We start from the raw sequence: 16,384 nt of genomic DNA on the forward strand, positions 1-16,384 counted from the left end.
GCTCCGGTGAGTCAGGGCTGTCCTGCAGTGGGGCCCCACGCGACTGCGGAGAGCGCCATCAAGGAGCCGCGGAGCTGCCGTGCGGAAGGCCGCGGATTATACCCGGCGCCCTGTTTTCAGGCTGCGGCGGCGCTGCGCGCAGCGAACACGCCCGAAAGATTGGTCTCGATCCAGTCGGTCAGGCCCTGCACCAACTGGCTGATTTCTTCGCCCATGGGCGTGAGCGAGTACTCGACATGGGGCGGCACCACCGGCATGGACACACGGCGCACGAAACCATCGGCCTCCAGCGACTGCAGCGTCTGGGCCAGCATCTTCTCGCTCACCCCGCCGATCTTGCGGCGAATCTGGCTGTAGCGCAGCGTTCCGCCGCGCAGCGCGATCAGCACCAGCACGCCCCAGCGGCTGGTGACATTGGTCAGGATGGCGCGGGCAGGACAACCCACCGCGAAGACATTGCCGCGTGACAGCTTGTCCTCCAGGGTGCCTTCGCCGGCCGGGGCGACAGAGGGATTTGAATGCATCACTAACCTTTTCGTGCGTACTTGCTAATAGTTAGTTTAAGTGAAAGCATCCGGCCCGTGACACCGAGCAAGGGACACCGCATGAATTTTCACGAACGCACCAGGCACGCCGGCAAACGGCCTGACCCCGGGACGCCCAGCGCCATGGCGGTGACGCGCCTAGGCGCGCAAACGGGGCGCGGTGCGATGAGCGAGCAGCCAGCGGGCTCGCGGTGTGCCGCAACCTCTTCCATCCCGCTGCTGCGCCCGGGTGCCGCAGCGCTTCCCCTCTTCCTCTAACCCTCCCACCACACCATGCGACGCCTGACTGCCTTCACCCTCACCCTCTCCCTCTCCCTGTGCGGCCTACTCGGGTCGGCCCACGCCCAGGAAGCCGTGACCGCGGCGCCGGACGCCGAGGCGCTGTTCACCAGCCCCGACCCCCAGCTGCATGCCAACAAACAGGTGGCCTACGCCATCATCCGCGAACTGCTGGAGGCGGGCCAATGGGACCGCGCCGACCGCTACCTGTCCGAGCGCTATGTGCAGCACAACCCCAACGCCCAGTCCGGACGCGCGGCCGTGGTGCGCTACTTCGTCGATGTGCTCAAGGTCATCCCGCGGCCCCTTCCCGAGCGCATCGCCACGCCCATCGTCGCAGTCATGGCCGAGGGCGACCTGGTCACCGTGCTCTACCCGCGGTCGGTCAATGGCCCCACCGGCCGCTACACCACGACCTGGTTCGACACCTGGCGCATCCGCGATGGCAAGGCGGACGAACACTGGGATCCCGCGCTGAAGGGCGAGGCGCCCGACATCACCCGCTGACCGCCATCACCGAGCCCAGCGGCGCCACCACCCCAGCCACCCAGTCCCCGCCTTTTTCCGACGGCACCGCTTCCACCATGATGTTCAAAACCGCCGTAGTCTTCATCCATCTCATCGCCATGGCGCTGGCCGTGGGAAAGATCCTGGAGTTCGACGTGCGCTTCCTGCTGCACGCGCGTGCGCCCCTGACGCGCTCCATGCTGGAATCGCTCCAACTCACCAAGACGGTCGTGACGGCCTGCCTGGGCGTGCTGTGGATCACCGGTCTGGCGCTCGTGGGCCAGGGCTATCTGGAGTCGCCCCAGTATCTCGACAACCAGAAGCTCTGGGTCAAGGCTTTCGTCGTGCTGTGCCTGACGGTCAACGGCTGGGCTCTGCACCACTGGGCCTTCCCGCTCCTGCAAGGCCCGACACCCTTCCTGGGCCTGCCCACCTTGCAGATCGCGGGGCTGGCCGCACTGGCAAGCGCCTCGTCGGTCTCGTGGATGTATGCGAGCTTTCTGGGCATTGCACGGGGATGGAACCACACGGTGGTCTACAGCTACCCGGCCAGCATCTATGTGGCGCTGCTGCTGGCCGCGTGGGCGGGCGGCGCCGCAGCGCTGTTGTGGCTGTCGCGCGCACGCAGGCAGGATTTTGCGGAGACCCAGCCCTGCCCCGGCTTGCGCGGATGACGGCAGCCACGGCGCCCTCGCCGCCGCAGCCCATGATGCGGCATCCGCAGCGGCGACGGACACGCCCCTTGGCGTCAGCCGTGCAAGGCCGTATCAGCGCTGCTTGATGCCGAAGGCGCCCAGCATCTGCTCGGTCTGTTTCTGCATCTGCTCCTGCATCTGCGTGAACATGGCCTGGGACTGCTCCATATAGCTGCCCATGGCGCCCGTGAGCATGGGGGACTGCAGGTTCATGAACTTCGTCCACATCTCCGGTGTGACGCCCCCCGATTGCTCGGCCAGCTTGGCCTGGATATCGGTGAAGACCTGCACGTTCTTTTCCAGATAGGCGCCCATGAAGCCCTGCATGGCATGCCCGTAGAAGCGAATGATGTTGGCCAGCACCGCCTCGGTGAACATCGGCGCGCCGCCAGCCTCTTCCTCCAGAATGATCTGCAGCAGGATGCTGCGCGTGAGGTCTTCGCCCGTCTTGGCATCGCGCACCACGACGCTTTCGCCTTCCATCACCAACTGCTTGACTTCGGTCAACGTGATGTAGGTGGACGTGGAGGTGTCGTATAGACGCCGGTTCGGGTACTTCTTGATGACGCGCTGTGCGGCGGAAGCGGGTGCCGATGCAGCAGCGGCGGAATGGGGATCTGGCACAGCGGGCTCCTCGGGCCTGCGGCCCTTCATGTGTTCGTTTGCAGTGCCTGGGATTCTAGGCAGCGCAGCCCTCCCCTTCGCGCAGGAATACCCTATGCGCCCGCTGCGGCGGCTGGTGCGGGGCAATCGAGAGGCGCTCAACGTGATCGCCCCGCCTTTCCGCGTTGCCGGCTTCGCAGTGGGCATGCTCTGGCACGAACGCAACCATGGTCACAGCGGGCACCGCTGGTTCGCGAACGGATCACCGAAGTGGCCCGTCAGCACTGAGGAGATACACGCAAAAGGCAGGACGTGTGCAACACGCCGATCAGCGCTCTGCGTCGTGCATCAAGCAGGCTTCGAACCGCTGGGCGCACCCTGCGCGGCTTTGACGGGCAATTCACTGACGCTGAAGCGAAGGACCGGCGGAAATGAAAAAGCCGCCCAGAGGGGCGGCTTGATCGGAGAAAGAACCTGAAAGGTTCGCCAAGATTTCCCGGGCATTCTGAAGCCTGGTCAACTTCAGAGGGAAAACTTGGTAGGCGCGATTGGACTCGAACCAACGACCCCCACCATGTCAAGGTGGTGCTCTAACCAGCTGAGCTACGCGCCTGTGTGTATTCGAGAAGCGAGATTGTAGCAGTAAAAAATCCGGCTTTCGGCGACTGCGCGGAATTTGTGAAACCACGCATGCAGCGCTCCGCTCCGCTGCGCGGCTCAGCGACGCCGTGCGGAGCGCACGCCCTGCACCGACGCGACGATGCCCAGCACCTTGTTCAGCCGGCCCGCGTCGGACACTTCCACGGTGAACGTCATCCATGCCGTGCCCTTGACGGACTGCGTCTGCACGCCGATCACGTTGGTCTTCTCGCGCGCGAACACCTCGGAGATATCGCGTAGCAGGCCCTGCCGGTCTGAGGCCTCCACCGCCACGTCCACCGGGTACAGCGCGGCGCCGACCGCCGCCTTGGGCAAGCCCCATTCGACCTCGATCACCCGCTCCGCATTGCGTGCCTGCATTTCCCGGAAGTTGCTGCAATCGGAACGGTGCACGCTCACGCCCTTGCCACGGGTGACGAAGCCGCGGATCTCGTCCGGCGGCGCCGGCTTGCAGCACTTGGCCAGCTGCGTCATGAGCGAGTCGATGCCTACGACCAGCACGCCGCCCTTGGGCGCGCTGTCGCCGTGCCGCGATTTCTTGAGCAGCAACTGGTCGTCCGGTGCGATCACCGGCTCGGGCGGGCGCAGCAGCGCCTCGATGGTACGCACGGAGAACTCGTCCTTGCCCACCACTTCGAACAGCGCGTCGGCCGATTTGAATCCCAGCTGCACAGCCAGGTCGTCAAGCTTCAGCGCCGTCTTGCCTTCGCGCTGCAGCAGCTTTTCGACCGCCTCGCGGCCACGCGCGACGGTCTCGTGCGTGGCCTGGGCATTGAACCAGGCACGCACCTTGGCGCGTGCACGGTGGCTGGTCAGATAGCCCAGTTCGGGGTTGAGCCAGTCGCGGGACGGCCGCCCTTCCTTCACCGTGGTGATCTCCACCGTCTGCCCGTTCTGCAGTGGCGTGTTCAGCGGCACCATCGCGCCATCGATGCGCGCGCCCCGGCAGCGGTGGCCCACGCTGGTGTGCACCGCATAGGCGAAGTCCACCGGCGTGGCGCCCTGCGGCAGCTCGACCACGGCGGCGTCGGGCGTCAGCACATAGATGCGGTCCTCGAACAGGCCACTGTGCCGGGCCGAGCCGACCAGGTCGCGCTCCCAGGCGAGCAGCTGGCGCATCACGGCGATCTTGGCGTCGTACTCGCTGCTGGCGGTCACGCCGGCGTAGCCCTTGGTGCCGGCTTCCTTGTAGGCCCAGTGCGCCGCCACGCCGTGCTCGGCGTGGTCGTGCATGGCCTGTGTGCGGATCTGGATCTCGATCGCCTTGCCGTGGTCGTCGCGCACCACCGTGTGCAGCGACTGGTAGCCGTTGGGCTTGGGCTTGGCGATGTAGTCGTCGAACTCCGCCTCGACCGGGTGGAAGTGCTGGTGCACCCACGACAGGGCGGCATAGCAGTCCTTGACCGAGGGCACGACCACGCGCAGCGCGCGGATGTCGAACACCTGGTCGAAGTTGAGCGACTTGCCGCGCATCTTCTTGACGATGCTGTAGATATGCTTGGGCCGGCCCTGCACGCTGGCGCTGATGCTGCGGCTGCGCAGTTCGGACTCCAGCCGGCCGCGCAGCTGCTCCATGTACAGCTCGCGCTCGGCCCGCTTCTCGTCGAGCAGGCGGGCGATCTCCTTGTACGTATCGGGCTCCAGGAAGCGGAAGGACAGGTCCTCCAGCTCCCACTTCATCTGCCAGATACCCAGCCGGTTGGCCAGCGGGGCGAAGACCTGCAGCGCCTCGCGCGCAATGCCGGGCGACACCGGCCGCTTGCTGGCCGCGTAGAAGCGCAGCGTCTGCAGGCGAGAGGCCAGGCGCAGCATGACCACGCGCAGATCGCGCGAGAACGCCAGCAGCATCTTGCGGATGTTTTCGGTCTGCGTGGCAGGATCGTCCACCTGCAGCCCCGCCACGCGCGCCTCCCGCGCCTGCTGCTGCACGCGCATGAGCTTGGTGGTTTCCACCGCCAGGGCCGCGAAGTGCTCGCCGAAGGCCTTGCTGATGACCTCCTCGGGCTTGTTCAGGTGCGAGCAGGCATGCACCAGGTAGCTGGCCGCCTGCATGGCCTCGGAGCCACCGATGCCTTTGAGGATGGCCGCCACCGCGTCGGCATGGGCCAGCGTGTTCTCGCCGGTTTCCAGCGTCTCGCCGATCAGCAGCGGCTCTGCGAACGCACGGGCGCGCACCAGCGCATCCACCTGCTCGGGCAGCGCGTGGGCCGTGGCCGTGATGAGCTGCGGCACGGCGTCCTGGCGCATCACGGCAAGCCCGGCTGCGTGGCCCGCTGCGTTGGATACGGGATGGCTCTTCATGCCGTGGCCGCCTCTCCCGCATCAGCACCCAGCAGGAATCGCTCCACCACGGCCACCTGATCCGGCGCGACCAGCGTGGGCGCGTGCCCCACCCCCGCGAATTCCACCAGCTCCGCCCGCGGGCCGCGCTGCGCCATCTGCTGCGCCGTGGCGGTCGAGAGCAGATCCGATTGCGCGCCGCGCAGCAGCAGCACCTGGGCCTGGACCTGGTCGTACAGCTGCCACAGCAGCGCCTCGCCGGCCCGCGCGGCATCTTCGGTCAGTGCGCGGAAGGGTTCGGCAATGGCCGGGTCGTAGTGCAGCACCCAGCCACCTTCAGGGCCGGGCCGCACCATGGCCTGCGACAGCGCCTGCCACGCTTCGGGCGTGTGCGGTCCGAAGCTCTGCGAGATCAGCCACAAGGCATCGGCCGCCTGCTCGCGCGAGGCGAACTGCACCGGCCGCCCCAGGTAGGTACCGATGCGCTGCAGCGCCTGCCACTCGATGGCGGGCCCCACGTCGTTGAGCACCAGCCGGCGCACCGGCACGGGCAGCGGCAGTCCCGGCTGGCCGCACACGCCCAGGCCGATCAGCCCACCCATGCTCGTGCCCACCCAATCGAGCGTGGCGATGGGCGCCTGGTGGTGCAGTTGCGCCAGCAAGGCCAGCATGTCGGCCGCATACACGGGCACCTGGTAGCCCTGCGGATCGGCCAGCCAGTCGCTCTGCCCGCGGCCCACCACATCGGGACAAACCACGCGGGCGTGCTGGCTCAGCCGGCGGGCCAGCACGTCGAAGTCCCGTCCCTGCCGGGACAGGCCATGCACACAGACGATGACGTGCGGATGGGCCGGGTTGCCCGTCGCGTTCCACTCCCAATACGCCATGCGGTGCCCCGCCGCGGGGGCCTGCCCGGCGGAGGCCGATGCAACGGCATCGGGCGCGGGGCAATGTACGTAGTTCAGCGTAGGTTCAATCATGGAAACGCGGGCGCCAGAGTGCCCCTCGATAATGTTCTCGTTCATCCTAATTCATTCGGAGAGACTCACATGCTCAAAGGCAAGACTGCCCTCGTCACCGGTTCCACCAGCGGCATTGGCCTCGGTATCGCGAAGGCGCTGGCGCGCCAGGGTGCGAACATCGTGCTCAACGGTTTCGGCGATGTGGACGGCCCGCGCGCCGAGGTGCTGCAGGCCGGCCAGGCCGCAGGGGCACAGGTGGCCTACCACGGCGCCGACATGAGCCGCGCGGCGGACATCGAGGACATGCTGAAGTACAGCGCGAGCCAGTTCGGCCGCGTGGACATCCTGGTCAACAACGCCGGCATCCAGCACGTGGCGCCGGTCGAGCAGTTTCCGGTGGAGAAGTGGGACGCCATCATCGCCATCAACCTGACCAGCGCCTTTCACACCACGCGCCTCGCACTGCCCTCCATGCAGGCCGCCGGCTGGGGCCGCATCATCAACGTGGCGTCGGTGCACGGCCTGGTGGGCTCGGCGCAGAAGTCGGCCTACGTGGCCGCCAAGCACGGCATCGTGGGCCTGACCAAGGTGACGGCACTGGAGAACGCCACCACCGGCATCACCTGCAACGCGATCTGCCCGGGCTGGGTGCTCACGCCGCTGGTGCAGAAGCAGGTGGATGCCAAGGCCGCGGAGCACGGCCTGTCGAACGAGGACGCCAAGAAGCTGCTGCTGGGCGAGAAAGAGCCCTCCATGCAGTTCACCACGCCCGAGGAACTGGGCGAGCTGGCGGTGTTCTTCTGCTCGGCGGCGGCCAACAACGTGCGCGGCGTGGCCTGGAACATGGACGGCGGCTGGGCTGCCCAATGAGCCGGCGCACGGGCAATCCGTGCGCTGCCGCGTCCATGCCTCGATTGCTACATCATTGATAGCTGCCTGCGCTTACTGGATAAGCGCCAGAGGCCTAAAACACCTCAAAATCTGAGGCCGGGGCGCCCCTTTTGCATTCGGCGCCCCGGCGCTCGTTCATCAGCGCAGCTGGACGGAACCGGACACATTCACCACGACCTGTGCCTTGCCGGCCTCGACTGGCACCGGCGCGTCGGCGGACATCGACGCCGCCTTGGCCTCCATGGCCATCATGCGTGGGCGCGGGCCGGGGATCATCTCGTTGCTGTTCACCGAGACCTCGCGCAGCGTATAGCCGGCAAAGCCGAAGCCCTTGGCCAGATCGGTCGCGCGGGCCTTGAACTGCTCGATCGCGCGGGTCTGGGCCTCGCCCTCCACCTTGGCGCGCGCTTCGGGAGACACATCGAACGCCACCTGGCTGATCGGCATGGTCTGGATGCGCCCCGCGGTGGAGGTGATGCGGGCGAAGTCGCGGCCCTGCAGCACCAGCTCGGCGCGGCCCTGCCAGCCGGTGATTTTGCCGTCCTTGCCATAGCGCGGGAACAGTCCGAAGCCGCCCGTGCGCACATCCATCTGGCCGGCCTGCGCATTGCGCTTGGCCTCTGCGAGCGCCGAGTCAAGCGCCTGCTTGAGCTGCGTCTGCACCTGGCCGGCGTCTGCGGCCTCCTTGGTGGTGGCCAGGGTCAGCACCAGCAGATCCTGCTGCACCTCGACCGTACCGGCGGCCGACAGCTGCAGCACGTTCTGCAGCGGGGGCACATGGGATTCCTGAGCCATTACGCCTGCAGCGCTCGCCAGCAAAGCAGTTGCCGCTATCATTTTTTTAATGTTCTTCGTCATTGTCAGTCCTTTGGATCAGTGATCGCAGGCAGCCAGACGCCTGCGCCATGACACGGTAACCGCTCTTCCCAGGCTGCTTCGTGAAGGGCCGATAGCGCCAGTGCGAGACGGCGCAAGATTTGTAACAGTTAGTCAAAAACCCTTCAAAAACGCGAACTTACAGCTGCGACGTGGTCAGAATCGGCTCTGTTACAAATTGGACTTGGGAAAGAAATGGCCTCAACAACCAACCGTACCGACAAAGTTCTCGTCGTGGACGACGACGCGCGCATCCGTGATCTGCTGCGCCGCTATCTCACGCAGGAAGGCTTCGAAGTCATGGTGGCGGAAGACGGCAAGGCCCTCAACCGCATCCTGCTGCGTGAAACCGTCGACCTGATCGTGCTTGACCTGATGATGCCCGGCGAAGACGGCCTGTCCATCTGCCGCCGCCTGCGCGCCGCCAACGACCGCACGCCCATCATCATGCTGACCGCCAAGGGCGAGGACGTGGACCGCATCGTCGGCTTGGAAGTGGGTGCGGACGACTACCTGGGCAAGCCCTTCAACCCGCGCGAGCTGCTGGCCCGCATCCACGCCGTGCTGCGCCGCCGCCCGCCGCAGGAAGCGCCCGGCGCGCCTTCCGGCGACAACGAGGTCGTGACCTTCGGCCCCTTCACCTTCGACCTGGGCACCCGCGCGCTGCAGAAGAACGGCGAGGAACTGCCGCTGACCACCGGCGAATTCGCCATGCTCAAGGCCCTGGTGCGCCACCCCCGCCAGCCGCTGTCGCGCGAAAAGCTCGCCCTGCTGGCCCGCGGCCGCGAGTTCGAGCCGTTCGACCGCAGCCTGGACGTGCAGGTCTCGCGCCTGCGCAAGCTGGTCGAGGTGGACGCCGCCGCGCCCCGCTACATCCAGACGGTGTGGGGCGTGGGTTACGTGTTCGTGCCGGATGGAACGAGCTGACCTGCCGCCTTTCCCGCGCCGCAGCAGGCGCACCGCGGCGGTGGCGGGCACGCAGTCCGCTCCGCCGCCCCTCCTTCTGCGGTGACTTCGACCTTCCCCACACGACATGAGCGCTTCGTACGACGCCTCCTCGGACGCGACCAGCCCGGCTCCGCTGGAGACTCCCAGCCGCAAACGGCCCCAGCGCGCGCGCGTGGGGCTCAATCTTTTCTGGCGCACCTTCTTCCTGCTGGCCCTGCTGCTGGTGGGGAGCATCCTGGCGTGGCTGCAGACGCTGCGCGCGCTGGAGTTCGAACCCCGCACGCTGCAGACGGCGCAGCAGATCGCCTCGCTGGTCAACCTGAGCCGGGCGGCGCTGGTGCATGCCGACGCCATTGCCCGGGTCTCCCTCATCAAGACCATGGCCGACCAGGAGGGCGTGCGCATCCTGCCGCGCGAGCCGGGCGACAAGTTCGAACTGGTCAACGAAGGCGCTCTGGGCAACCGACTGACCGAGGAGCTGAGCCTGCGCCTGGGCCCCGGCACCATCGTGGCCAGCAATGTCAATGGCGAGAGTGGCCTGTGGGTGGGCTTCACCATCAACGGCGACCCCAACTGGCTGCTGCTGGATCCGTCGCGCCTGAGCACGGCCGGCGGCAAGACCTGGATGATCTGGCTCATCACCGCCGCGGCACTGTCGCTGGCTGGCGCTGCCGCCATCGCACGGCTGATCAACCGCCCGCTCAAGCAGCTGTCGTATGCCGCCAACCGCGTGCGTGACGGCGACTTCGCGGCCAGCCAGCTCGACGAAGAGGCGGTGACCAACGAGATCCGCGAGGTGAACATCGGCTTCAACCGCATGGCGCAGAAACTTGCCAAGCTGGAGCAGGACCGCGCCGTGATGCTGGCCGGCATCTCCCACGATCTGCGCACCCCGCTGGCCCGCCTGCGGCTGGAAACCGAGATGAGCGTGACCGACGACGTGGCGCGCGAGCACATGGTGGCCGACATCGTGCAGCTCGATGCCACCATCGACAAATTCCTGGACTACGCACGGCCCGACACCGTGACGCTCACGCCGGTGAACCTGCATGCGGTGGTGTCGTCCTGCGTGTACGCCGTGCAGGACCACCGCGAACTGCAGATCACCATGTCCGGCGTGCCCGAGGACCTGAACGTGATGGCCGACGAGGTGGAGCTGGCGCGCGTGATCTCCAACCTGCTGGAGAACGCCCGCCGCTACGGCAAGAACCCCGAGACCGGCACCACGACGGTGGACATCGCAGCCAAGGGCCGCGAGAAATGGGTGCTGGTGAAGATGCGCGACCACGGCCCGGGCGTGTCGCCCGAGCAGCTGGCCAACCTGACCAAGCCGTTCTTCCGCGGAGACTCGGCACGTACGGCGGCGGCGGGGGCGGGCCTGGGCCTTTCGATCGTGGACAAGACGGTGCAGCGCATGGGCGGCATCTTCGCGCTGGCCAATTCGGCCTCGGGCGGGCTGGTGGCGCACATCCAGCTGCAGCGCGCCGACCTGCCTGCCGGCAAGGACCCCAAGCAGCGCCTGCAGCGCCCGCAGATCAAGCGCCACCTGCCGCCGAAGGAAACCGTCTCCGGCCAACTCACCTGACGGCAAGGCGGGAAGCCACAGGCCCTGCCCCCGGCCTGTGCCCGGCGATGGCGCTTAGAACGTGTCTGCGATCTCTCAGCGGGCGCAAAGCGGCGTGGTCAGAAGGGGTGCAAGCCGCAGTGCACGGTGGCTCGTCCTGCTGTCGACCAGCGCCGAAGCGCTGCAGACCACCCGCCACTCCGCGGCCCTCCGGGGTTGGAAGGCGATCCCTTGCGGGATCGCCAACGCGTCCTCAGCCTACCTTGCGCACCAGCAGCGTGGCGGCGCGTGCCTCCATGGCCTTGCCCTCGCCCACCGGGCCCATGCGCTCGGCCGTCTTGGCCTTCACGTTGACCTGGTCGATGTCCAGCCCCAGCGCCCCGGCGATGCGCGCGCGCATGCCGGGAATGTGCGGCGCGAGCTTCGGCGCCTCCGCAATCACGGTGCTGTCGATGTTGCCGATCTCGTAGCCCTTGGCGCGCACGCGGCGCGCCGCCTCCACCAGCAGCACCACCGAGTCCGCGCCCTTGAACTCTGGATCGGCGTCGGGAAAGTGGCGGCCGATGTCGCCCAGAGCAGCCGCGCCCAGCAGCGCATCGGTGATGGCGTGCAGCAGCACGTCGGCATCGGAATGGCCGAGCAGGCCCACGGTATGCGGAATCTCCACGCCGCCGATGATGAGCTTGCGGCCCTCGGCCAGGGCGTGCACGTCCCAGCCTTCGCCAATTCGGAAATCCATGGAATGCGATCCTGTTCGTTCGTTGTGGTGTTGGCGGCGCCGGCCGTCAGAAGATGGTCTTGCCGGGCAGCGGCGAAGCCTGGCCGCGGTGCCCGCCGAAGCGCTCCAGCGTGGCGGCGTGCATGCGCTGCGCGAGCACGGCCTCGGCCAGGGCGAAGTCTTCCGGGTAGGTCACCTTGAAATTCTGCGCGCCGCCGGGCACCAGGCGCGGGTGCAGGCCCATGGCCTCCATGGCGCTGGCCTCGTCGGTCGCGGCCGGGCCGAGCCGGCGCAGCGCCTCGCGCAGCGGGCCGAGCCGGAACATCTGCGGCGTCTGCGCCAGCCACTTGTCGCTGCGGTCGATGGTGGAGGCCACGCGCACGCCGCCGGGGCCATCGCTGGCGGTCTTGAGCGTGTCGGCCAGCTTGTGCGCCAGCAGCCCGCCCACGCTGTCGCCGGCGCAGGCATCGATGAGCGCGTCGATCTGCGCGGTGGTCACCAGGCAGCGCGCCGCATCGTGCACCAGCACCCAGTCGTCGTCCTGCGCGCCGCGCTCGGCCAGCACCTGCAGCCCGCCGAGCACCGTGTCGGCCCGCGTGGCGCCGCCGCAGGGCGCGACGAAGCAGCCCGCCACGGCATGCGCCTGCAGAAAGCCGTCGCCCGGCGCCACCGCCACCAGCGTGCCCAGCAGCCGGTGCACGCCGGTAAAGGCAGCCAGCGTGTGCAGCACCATCGGAAGCCCCGCCACCGGTTGGTACTGCTTGGGCAGGGGCGCACCATCCGCCCCGGTGCGGACCGCGGCAGCGGCATCGCCCGTGGGCACGGCCCGTGCGCCAACGCCCGCGCAGGGCACCAGCGCCCAGAAGCGGCCGGACACGGACAGGGGCGGAGGCGGCAACGAGGTCAGCGGGTGGGCGGTCATGGAGGGCGCATTCTAAGAGCCTGGTCACGATCTTCCAGGGGTCGCCCCGTGGCCCCTTGCCGGCTGGCAAAAGCGGCTGCCGCGGCGCGTGCTGCAGACACGGCTCTGGTCTGGATCGCGTGGGCACCGGGAGAGCAGCCCTCTTGCCGCCGCTGCCGCGAAGACTTTCCGTCTTTCGATACGGCTTCGGGGTCTTTTAGGGCTCTAGCACAACAGATACAAGCGCACATAGCTACTCTTTCAATAGCAAAAATCCAGAAAGGCTTGCAACCGGCGCGCCGCGCCCCCATGTGCCCCCGACGGGCGGATGCGGCCGAGTCCTGCCAGCGCAGGCTCTTAAAATGCCCGAGGCTGCTGGTGTGCAGCCCCGCTGCGCGCGCGTCCGCGCCCAGGGCCCGGACCCGGCCACCGACCACAGCGTCTCCCGCATGGAACTCCCCAAACTCTCCCCCGGAAAACGATTCACCCTGCCCCGCCCCGTGGGCAGCGCCGACGCCCTGCTGCTGGCGCGCCTGGGCGAGCGCGAGAAAGCCCAGCGCCGCACCGTCGCCATCGTCACGGCCGATGCGACGGATGCGCAGCGCCTGATCGACGAGATCGGCTTCTTCGCGCCCGGCCTGCGCTGCGCGCTGTTTCCCGACTGGGAGACCCTGCCCTACGACACCTTCTCGCCGCACCAGGACCTGATCAGCGAGCGGCTGGCGACGCTGTGGCGCATCAGCCAGAAAGACCACGAGACCGGCGCCGACGTGGTGCTGGTGCCAGCCACCACGGCGTTGTACCGGCTCGCGCCGCCGTCGTTTCTGGCGGGCTACACCTTCCACTTCAAGGCCCGGCAGAAGCTGGACGAGGCCAAGTTCAAGGCGCAGCTCACGCTGGCGGGCTACAGCCATGTGTCGCAGGTGGTGAGCCCGGGCGAATACGCGGTGCGCGGTGGGCTGATCGACCTGTTCCCGATGGGCTCGCTGGTGCCGTACCGCGTGGATCTGTTCGACGATGAGATCGACTCGATCCGCACCTTCGACCCCGACAGCCAGCGCAGCCTGTACCCCGTGCCCGAAGTGCGCCTGCTGCCCGGCCGCGAGTTCCCGATGGACGACGCGGCGCGCGCGAAATTCCGCAGCCGATGGCGCGAACTGCTGGAGGGCGACCCGACCAAGAGCCGCATCTACAAGGACATGGGCAACGGCGTGGCCACCGCCGGCATCGAGTACTACCTGCCGCTGTTCTTCGACGAGACGGCCACCGTGTTCGACTACCTTGGAGACGAAGCCACGGTGGTGCTGCACGGCGACCTGGAGCCGGCCTTCCAGCGCTTCTGGCAAGACACGAAGGAGCGCTTCCGCCTGGTGCAGGGCGACCCCGACCGCCCGGCGCTACCGCCGGAATCGCTGTTCCTGGGCACCGAACAGTTCTACACCCGGGCCAACACGCACGCCCAGCTGGCGCTGCGTCCCGGCGTGGAAGACATCGCCGACAACGCGCACTTCCAGAAGCTGGGCGATTTGTCGGTGGTGCGCGGCGCCGAAGACCCGCTGGCACGCCTGCACACGCACCTTCGCAACACCCAGCACCGCGTGCTGCTGCTGGCCGAAAGCGACGGCCGGCGCGAGAGCCTGCTGGACTTTTTGCGCGCTTCGCAGCTCAACCCGCCCGCGTTCGATTCGCTGGCCGAGTTCCAGGGCAGCGCGGACGAGAAGATCGGCATCGCCACCGCCGCGCTCGCCAACGGCTTCGCCTGGCTGGAAGACGGCATCGACTTCGTCACCGAGACCGAACTGTTCGCCGCGGGCGCCACCACACGCCGGCGCAAGAAGCAGGAGCAGGTCAGCGATGTCGAGGCGCTGATCAAGGACCTGTCCGAACTGACGCTGGGCGACCCGGTGGTGCACAGCGCGCACGGCATCGGCCGCTACCGCGGACTGATCCACATGGACGTGGGCCAGAAGAACCCCGACGGCACGCCGGCGATGCAGGAGTTCCTGCACCTCGAATACGCCGACAAGGCCGTGCTGTACGTTCCGGTGAGCCAGCTGCAGCTCATCAGCCGCTACACGGGCGTTTCCGCCGACGAGGCCCCGCTGCACAAGCTGGGCAGCGGCCAATGGGAGAAGGCCAAGCGCAAGGCCGCCGAACAGGTGCGCGATTCCGCCGCCGAACTGCTCAACATCTACGCGCGCCGCGCGGCGCGCGAGGGCCATGCCTTCCGCTACAGCCCGCAAGACTACGAGCAGTTCGCCAACGACTTCGGCTTCGAGGAGACGGCCGACCAGAACGCGGCCATCCACGCCGTCATCCAGGACATGATCTCGCCCCGCCCCATGGACCGGCTGGTCTGCGGCGATGTGGGCTTCGGCAAGACCGAAGTGGCCCTGCGCGCAGCTTTCGTGGCCGTCACGGGCGGCAAGCAGGTGGCTTTTCTCGCGCCCACCACGCTGCTGGCCGAGCAGCACTACCAGACGCTGGTGGACCGCTTCAGCAAGTGGCCGGTGAAGGTGGCGGAGGTGTCGCGGTTCCGGTCGGGCAAGGAGATCACGTCGGCGATCAAGGGCATCGGCGACGGCACGGTGGACATCGTGGTGGGCACGCACAAGCTCTTGAGCGAATCGACCAAGTTCCACAACCTGGGCCTGCTCATCATCGACGAGGAACACCGTTTCGGCGTGCGCCACAAGGAACAGATGAAGGCGCTGCGCGCCGAGGTGGACGTGCTCACGCTCACGGCCACGCCCATCCCGCGCACGCTGGGCATGGCGCTGGAGGGCCTGCGCGACCTGTCCGTGATCGCCACCGCGCCGCAGCGGCGCCTGGCCATCAAGACCTTCGTGCGCAACGAGGGCACGGGGGTGATCCGCGAGGCGGTGCTGCGTGAACTGAAGCGCGGCGGGCAGTGCTACTTCCTGCACAACGAGGTGGAGACCATCGAGAACCGGCGCCAGAAGCTCGAAGAGATATTGCCCGAGGCCCGCATCGCCGTGGCCCACGGCCAGATGCCCGAGCGTGAGCTGGAGAAGGTCATGCGCGACTTCGTGGCGCAGCGCTACAACATCCTGCTGTGCTCGACCATCATCGAGACCGGCATCGACGTGCCCACGGCCAACACCATCATCATGAGCCGCGCCGACAAGTTCGGCCTGGCTCAGTTGCACCAGCTGCGCGGCCGCGTCGGGCGCTCGCACCACCAGGCGTACGCCTACCTCATGGTGCCCGACACCGAGGGCCTGACCAAGCAGGCCGCGCAGCGGCTCGACGCCATCCAGCAGATGGAAGAGCTGGGCAGCGGCTTCTACCTCGCCATGCACGACCTGGAAATCCGCGGCGCGGGCGAGGTGCTGGGCGAGAACCAGAGCGGCAACATGCTGGAGGTGGGCTTCCAGCTCTACAACGAGATGCTGTCGGAGGCCGTGCGCTCGCTCAAGGCGGGCAAGGAGCCCGACCTGCTGGCGCCGCTGTCCGTCACTACCGACATCAACCTGCACGCGCCCGCACTGCTGCCCAACGACTACTGCGGCGACGTGCACCTGCGCCTGTCGTTCTACAAGAAGCTGGCCACGGCCAAGACCAACGACCAGATCGACGCGCTGCTGGAAGAGATCGTGGACCGCTTCGGCAAGCTACCGCCGCAGGCACAGACGCTGATCGACGTGCACCGGCTGCGCACGCTGAGCCAGCCGTATGGCGTGGTGAAGGTGGACGCCGCCCCCGGCGTGATCACCATCACCTTCAAGCCGCAGCCGCCGGTCGATCCGATGGCCATCATCCACCTGATCCAGAAGAACAAGCACATCAAGCTGGCCGGCAACGAGAAACTGCGCATCGAGCGCGAATTGCCCGAGGTCAAGGACCGTGCGCAAATGGTGCGGGACGTGCTGCGCAGCCTGGGGCAGCCGCTGGCGCAGGGCGCACCGGCCTGATAGGCTGGGCCGGCCGGCCG

13 protein-coding genes and 1 tRNA gene are annotated in these 16,384 nt (G+C 67.7%); 6 read left to right on the forward strand and 8 right to left on the reverse strand.

The window, feature by feature from the left end:
• Positions 1-116: 116 nt before the first annotated feature.
• Positions 117-524 carry a winged helix-turn-helix transcriptional regulator gene (locus QE399_RS18810; RefSeq protein WP_309831174.1) on the reverse strand — a complete coding sequence of 136 codons (408 nt, stop codon included), beginning with the start codon at positions 522-524 and terminating at the stop codon, positions 117-119.
• A gap of 294 nt (positions 525-818) precedes the next feature.
• Here QE399_RS18810 and QE399_RS18815 point away from each other — a divergent pair, with 294 nt between their 5' ends.
• Together QE399_RS18815 and QE399_RS18820 are read left to right on the forward strand one after the other, a co-directional pair.
• Positions 819-1,331: a nuclear transport factor 2 family protein gene (locus tag QE399_RS18815; RefSeq protein ID WP_309831175.1), complete on the forward strand. Its 513-nt coding sequence runs from the start codon at positions 819-821 to the stop codon at positions 1,329-1,331.
• 77 nt (positions 1,332-1,408) lie between these two features.
• Positions 1,409-2,005, forward strand: coding sequence for a hypothetical protein (locus QE399_RS18820; protein ID WP_309831178.1), 597 nt, complete (start codon positions 1,409-1,411; stop codon positions 2,003-2,005).
• A gap of 93 nt (positions 2,006-2,098) precedes the next feature.
• Here the strand turns inward: QE399_RS18820 and phaR are convergent, their stop codons facing one another.
• The 4 genes from phaR to QE399_RS18845 form a co-directional block, all read right to left on the reverse strand.
• The gene (gene phaR, locus QE399_RS18825) at positions 2,099-2,680 is read right to left on the reverse strand and encodes a polyhydroxyalkanoate synthesis repressor PhaR (protein ID WP_309831180.1); all 582 of its coding nucleotides are present in this window, start codon (positions 2,678-2,680) and stop codon (positions 2,099-2,101) included.
• A 485-nt stretch (positions 2,681-3,165) separates the two neighbouring features.
• Positions 3,166-3,242: transfer RNA gene (locus QE399_RS18835), tRNA-Val, on the reverse strand.
• A 104-nt stretch (positions 3,243-3,346) separates the two neighbouring features.
• Positions 3,347-5,536, reverse strand: coding sequence for a RelA/SpoT family protein (locus tag QE399_RS18840; RefSeq protein ID WP_309832192.1), 2,190 nt, complete (start codon positions 5,534-5,536; stop codon positions 3,347-3,349).
• A gap of 50 nt (positions 5,537-5,586) precedes the next feature.
• Positions 5,587-6,549, reverse strand: coding sequence for an alpha/beta fold hydrolase (locus QE399_RS18845; protein ID WP_309831182.1), 963 nt, complete (start codon positions 6,547-6,549; stop codon positions 5,587-5,589).
• A gap of 69 nt (positions 6,550-6,618) precedes the next feature.
• On the opposite strand from QE399_RS18845, the gene QE399_RS18850 reads away from it, so the two are divergent.
• Positions 6,619-7,401: a 3-hydroxybutyrate dehydrogenase gene (locus QE399_RS18850; protein WP_309831184.1), complete on the forward strand. Its 783-nt coding sequence runs from the start codon at positions 6,619-6,621 to the stop codon at positions 7,399-7,401.
• Between the two features lie 159 nt (positions 7,402-7,560).
• Here QE399_RS18850 and QE399_RS18855 read toward each other — a convergent pair whose 3' ends face one another.
• The gene (locus QE399_RS18855; RefSeq protein WP_405043938.1) at positions 7,561-8,217 is read right to left on the reverse strand and encodes an SIMPL domain-containing protein; all 657 of its coding nucleotides are present in this window, start codon (positions 8,215-8,217) and stop codon (positions 7,561-7,563) included.
• Positions 8,218-8,493: 276 nt separating this feature from the next.
• Here QE399_RS18855 and ompR point away from each other — a divergent pair, with 276 nt between their 5' ends.
• Both ompR and QE399_RS18865 read left to right on the forward strand, forming a co-directional pair.
• Positions 8,494-9,225 (forward strand): osmolarity response regulator transcription factor OmpR, encoded by a 732-nt coding sequence (gene ompR, locus QE399_RS18860; RefSeq protein ID WP_309831188.1) that lies wholly within the window; start codon positions 8,494-8,496, stop codon positions 9,223-9,225.
• Between the two features lie 106 nt (positions 9,226-9,331).
• A complete protein-coding gene (locus tag QE399_RS18865) occupies positions 9,332-10,831 on the forward strand; it encodes a sensor histidine kinase (protein WP_309831190.1) in 1,500 nt (499 codons plus the stop codon).
• A 232-nt stretch (positions 10,832-11,063) separates the two neighbouring features.
• Here QE399_RS18865 and ispF read toward each other — a convergent pair whose 3' ends face one another.
• Together ispF and QE399_RS18875 are read right to left on the reverse strand one after the other, a co-directional pair.
• A complete protein-coding gene (gene ispF / locus QE399_RS18870; protein WP_309831192.1) occupies positions 11,064-11,549 on the reverse strand; it encodes a 2-C-methyl-D-erythritol 2,4-cyclodiphosphate synthase in 486 nt (161 codons plus the stop codon).
• A 46-nt stretch (positions 11,550-11,595) separates the two neighbouring features.
• Positions 11,596-12,450: an IspD/TarI family cytidylyltransferase gene (locus tag QE399_RS18875; protein ID WP_309831194.1), complete on the reverse strand. Its 855-nt coding sequence runs from the start codon at positions 12,448-12,450 to the stop codon at positions 11,596-11,598.
• A gap of 428 nt (positions 12,451-12,878) precedes the next feature.
• On the opposite strand from QE399_RS18875, the gene mfd reads away from it, so the two are divergent.
• On the forward strand, positions 12,879-16,364 hold the full coding sequence (gene mfd, locus QE399_RS18880; RefSeq protein WP_309832193.1) for a transcription-repair coupling factor: 3,486 nt from the start codon (positions 12,879-12,881) through the stop codon (positions 16,362-16,364).
• The last annotated feature ends 20 nt before the right edge of the window (positions 16,365-16,384 follow it).

The organism is Paracidovorax wautersii (genome assembly GCF_031453675.1).
Lineage (GTDB): Bacteria > Pseudomonadota > Gammaproteobacteria > Burkholderiales > Burkholderiaceae_C > Paracidovorax.

Coding starts and splice junctions, on each gene's coding strand:
- phaR (WP_309831180.1), bottom strand. CDS start 2,680: ATGAAGGGCCGCAGGCCCGAGGAGCCCGCTGTGCCAGATCCCCATTCC.
- QE399_RS18850 (WP_309831184.1), top strand. CDS start 6,619: ATGCTCAAAGGCAAGACTGCCCTCGTCACCGGTTCCACCAGCGGCATT.
- QE399_RS18810 (WP_309831174.1), bottom strand. CDS start 524: ATGCATTCAAATCCCTCTGTCGCCCCGGCCGGCGAAGGCACCCTGGAG.
- QE399_RS18820 (WP_309831178.1), top strand. CDS start 1,409: ATGATGTTCAAAACCGCCGTAGTCTTCATCCATCTCATCGCCATGGCG.
- QE399_RS18845 (WP_309831182.1), bottom strand. CDS start 6,549: ATGATTGAACCTACGCTGAACTACGTACATTGCCCCGCGCCCGATGCC.
- QE399_RS18855 (WP_405043938.1), bottom strand. CDS start 8,217: ATGGCTCAGGAATCCCATGTGCCCCCGCTGCAGAACGTGCTGCAGCTG.
- mfd (WP_309832193.1), top strand. CDS start 12,879: ATGGAACTCCCCAAACTCTCCCCCGGAAAACGATTCACCCTGCCCCGC.
- ispF (WP_309831192.1), bottom strand. CDS start 11,549: ATGGATTTCCGAATTGGCGAAGGCTGGGACGTGCACGCCCTGGCCGAG.
- QE399_RS18865 (WP_309831190.1), top strand. CDS start 9,332: ATGAGCGCTTCGTACGACGCCTCCTCGGACGCGACCAGCCCGGCTCCG.
- QE399_RS18875 (WP_309831194.1), bottom strand. CDS start 12,450: ATGACCGCCCACCCGCTGACCTCGTTGCCGCCTCCGCCCCTGTCCGTG.
- QE399_RS18840 (WP_309832192.1), bottom strand. CDS start 5,536: ATGCGCCAGGACGCCGTGCCGCAGCTCATCACGGCCACGGCCCACGCG.
- QE399_RS18815 (WP_309831175.1), top strand. CDS start 819: ATGCGACGCCTGACTGCCTTCACCCTCACCCTCTCCCTCTCCCTGTGC.
- ompR (WP_309831188.1), top strand. CDS start 8,494: ATGGCCTCAACAACCAACCGTACCGACAAAGTTCTCGTCGTGGACGAC.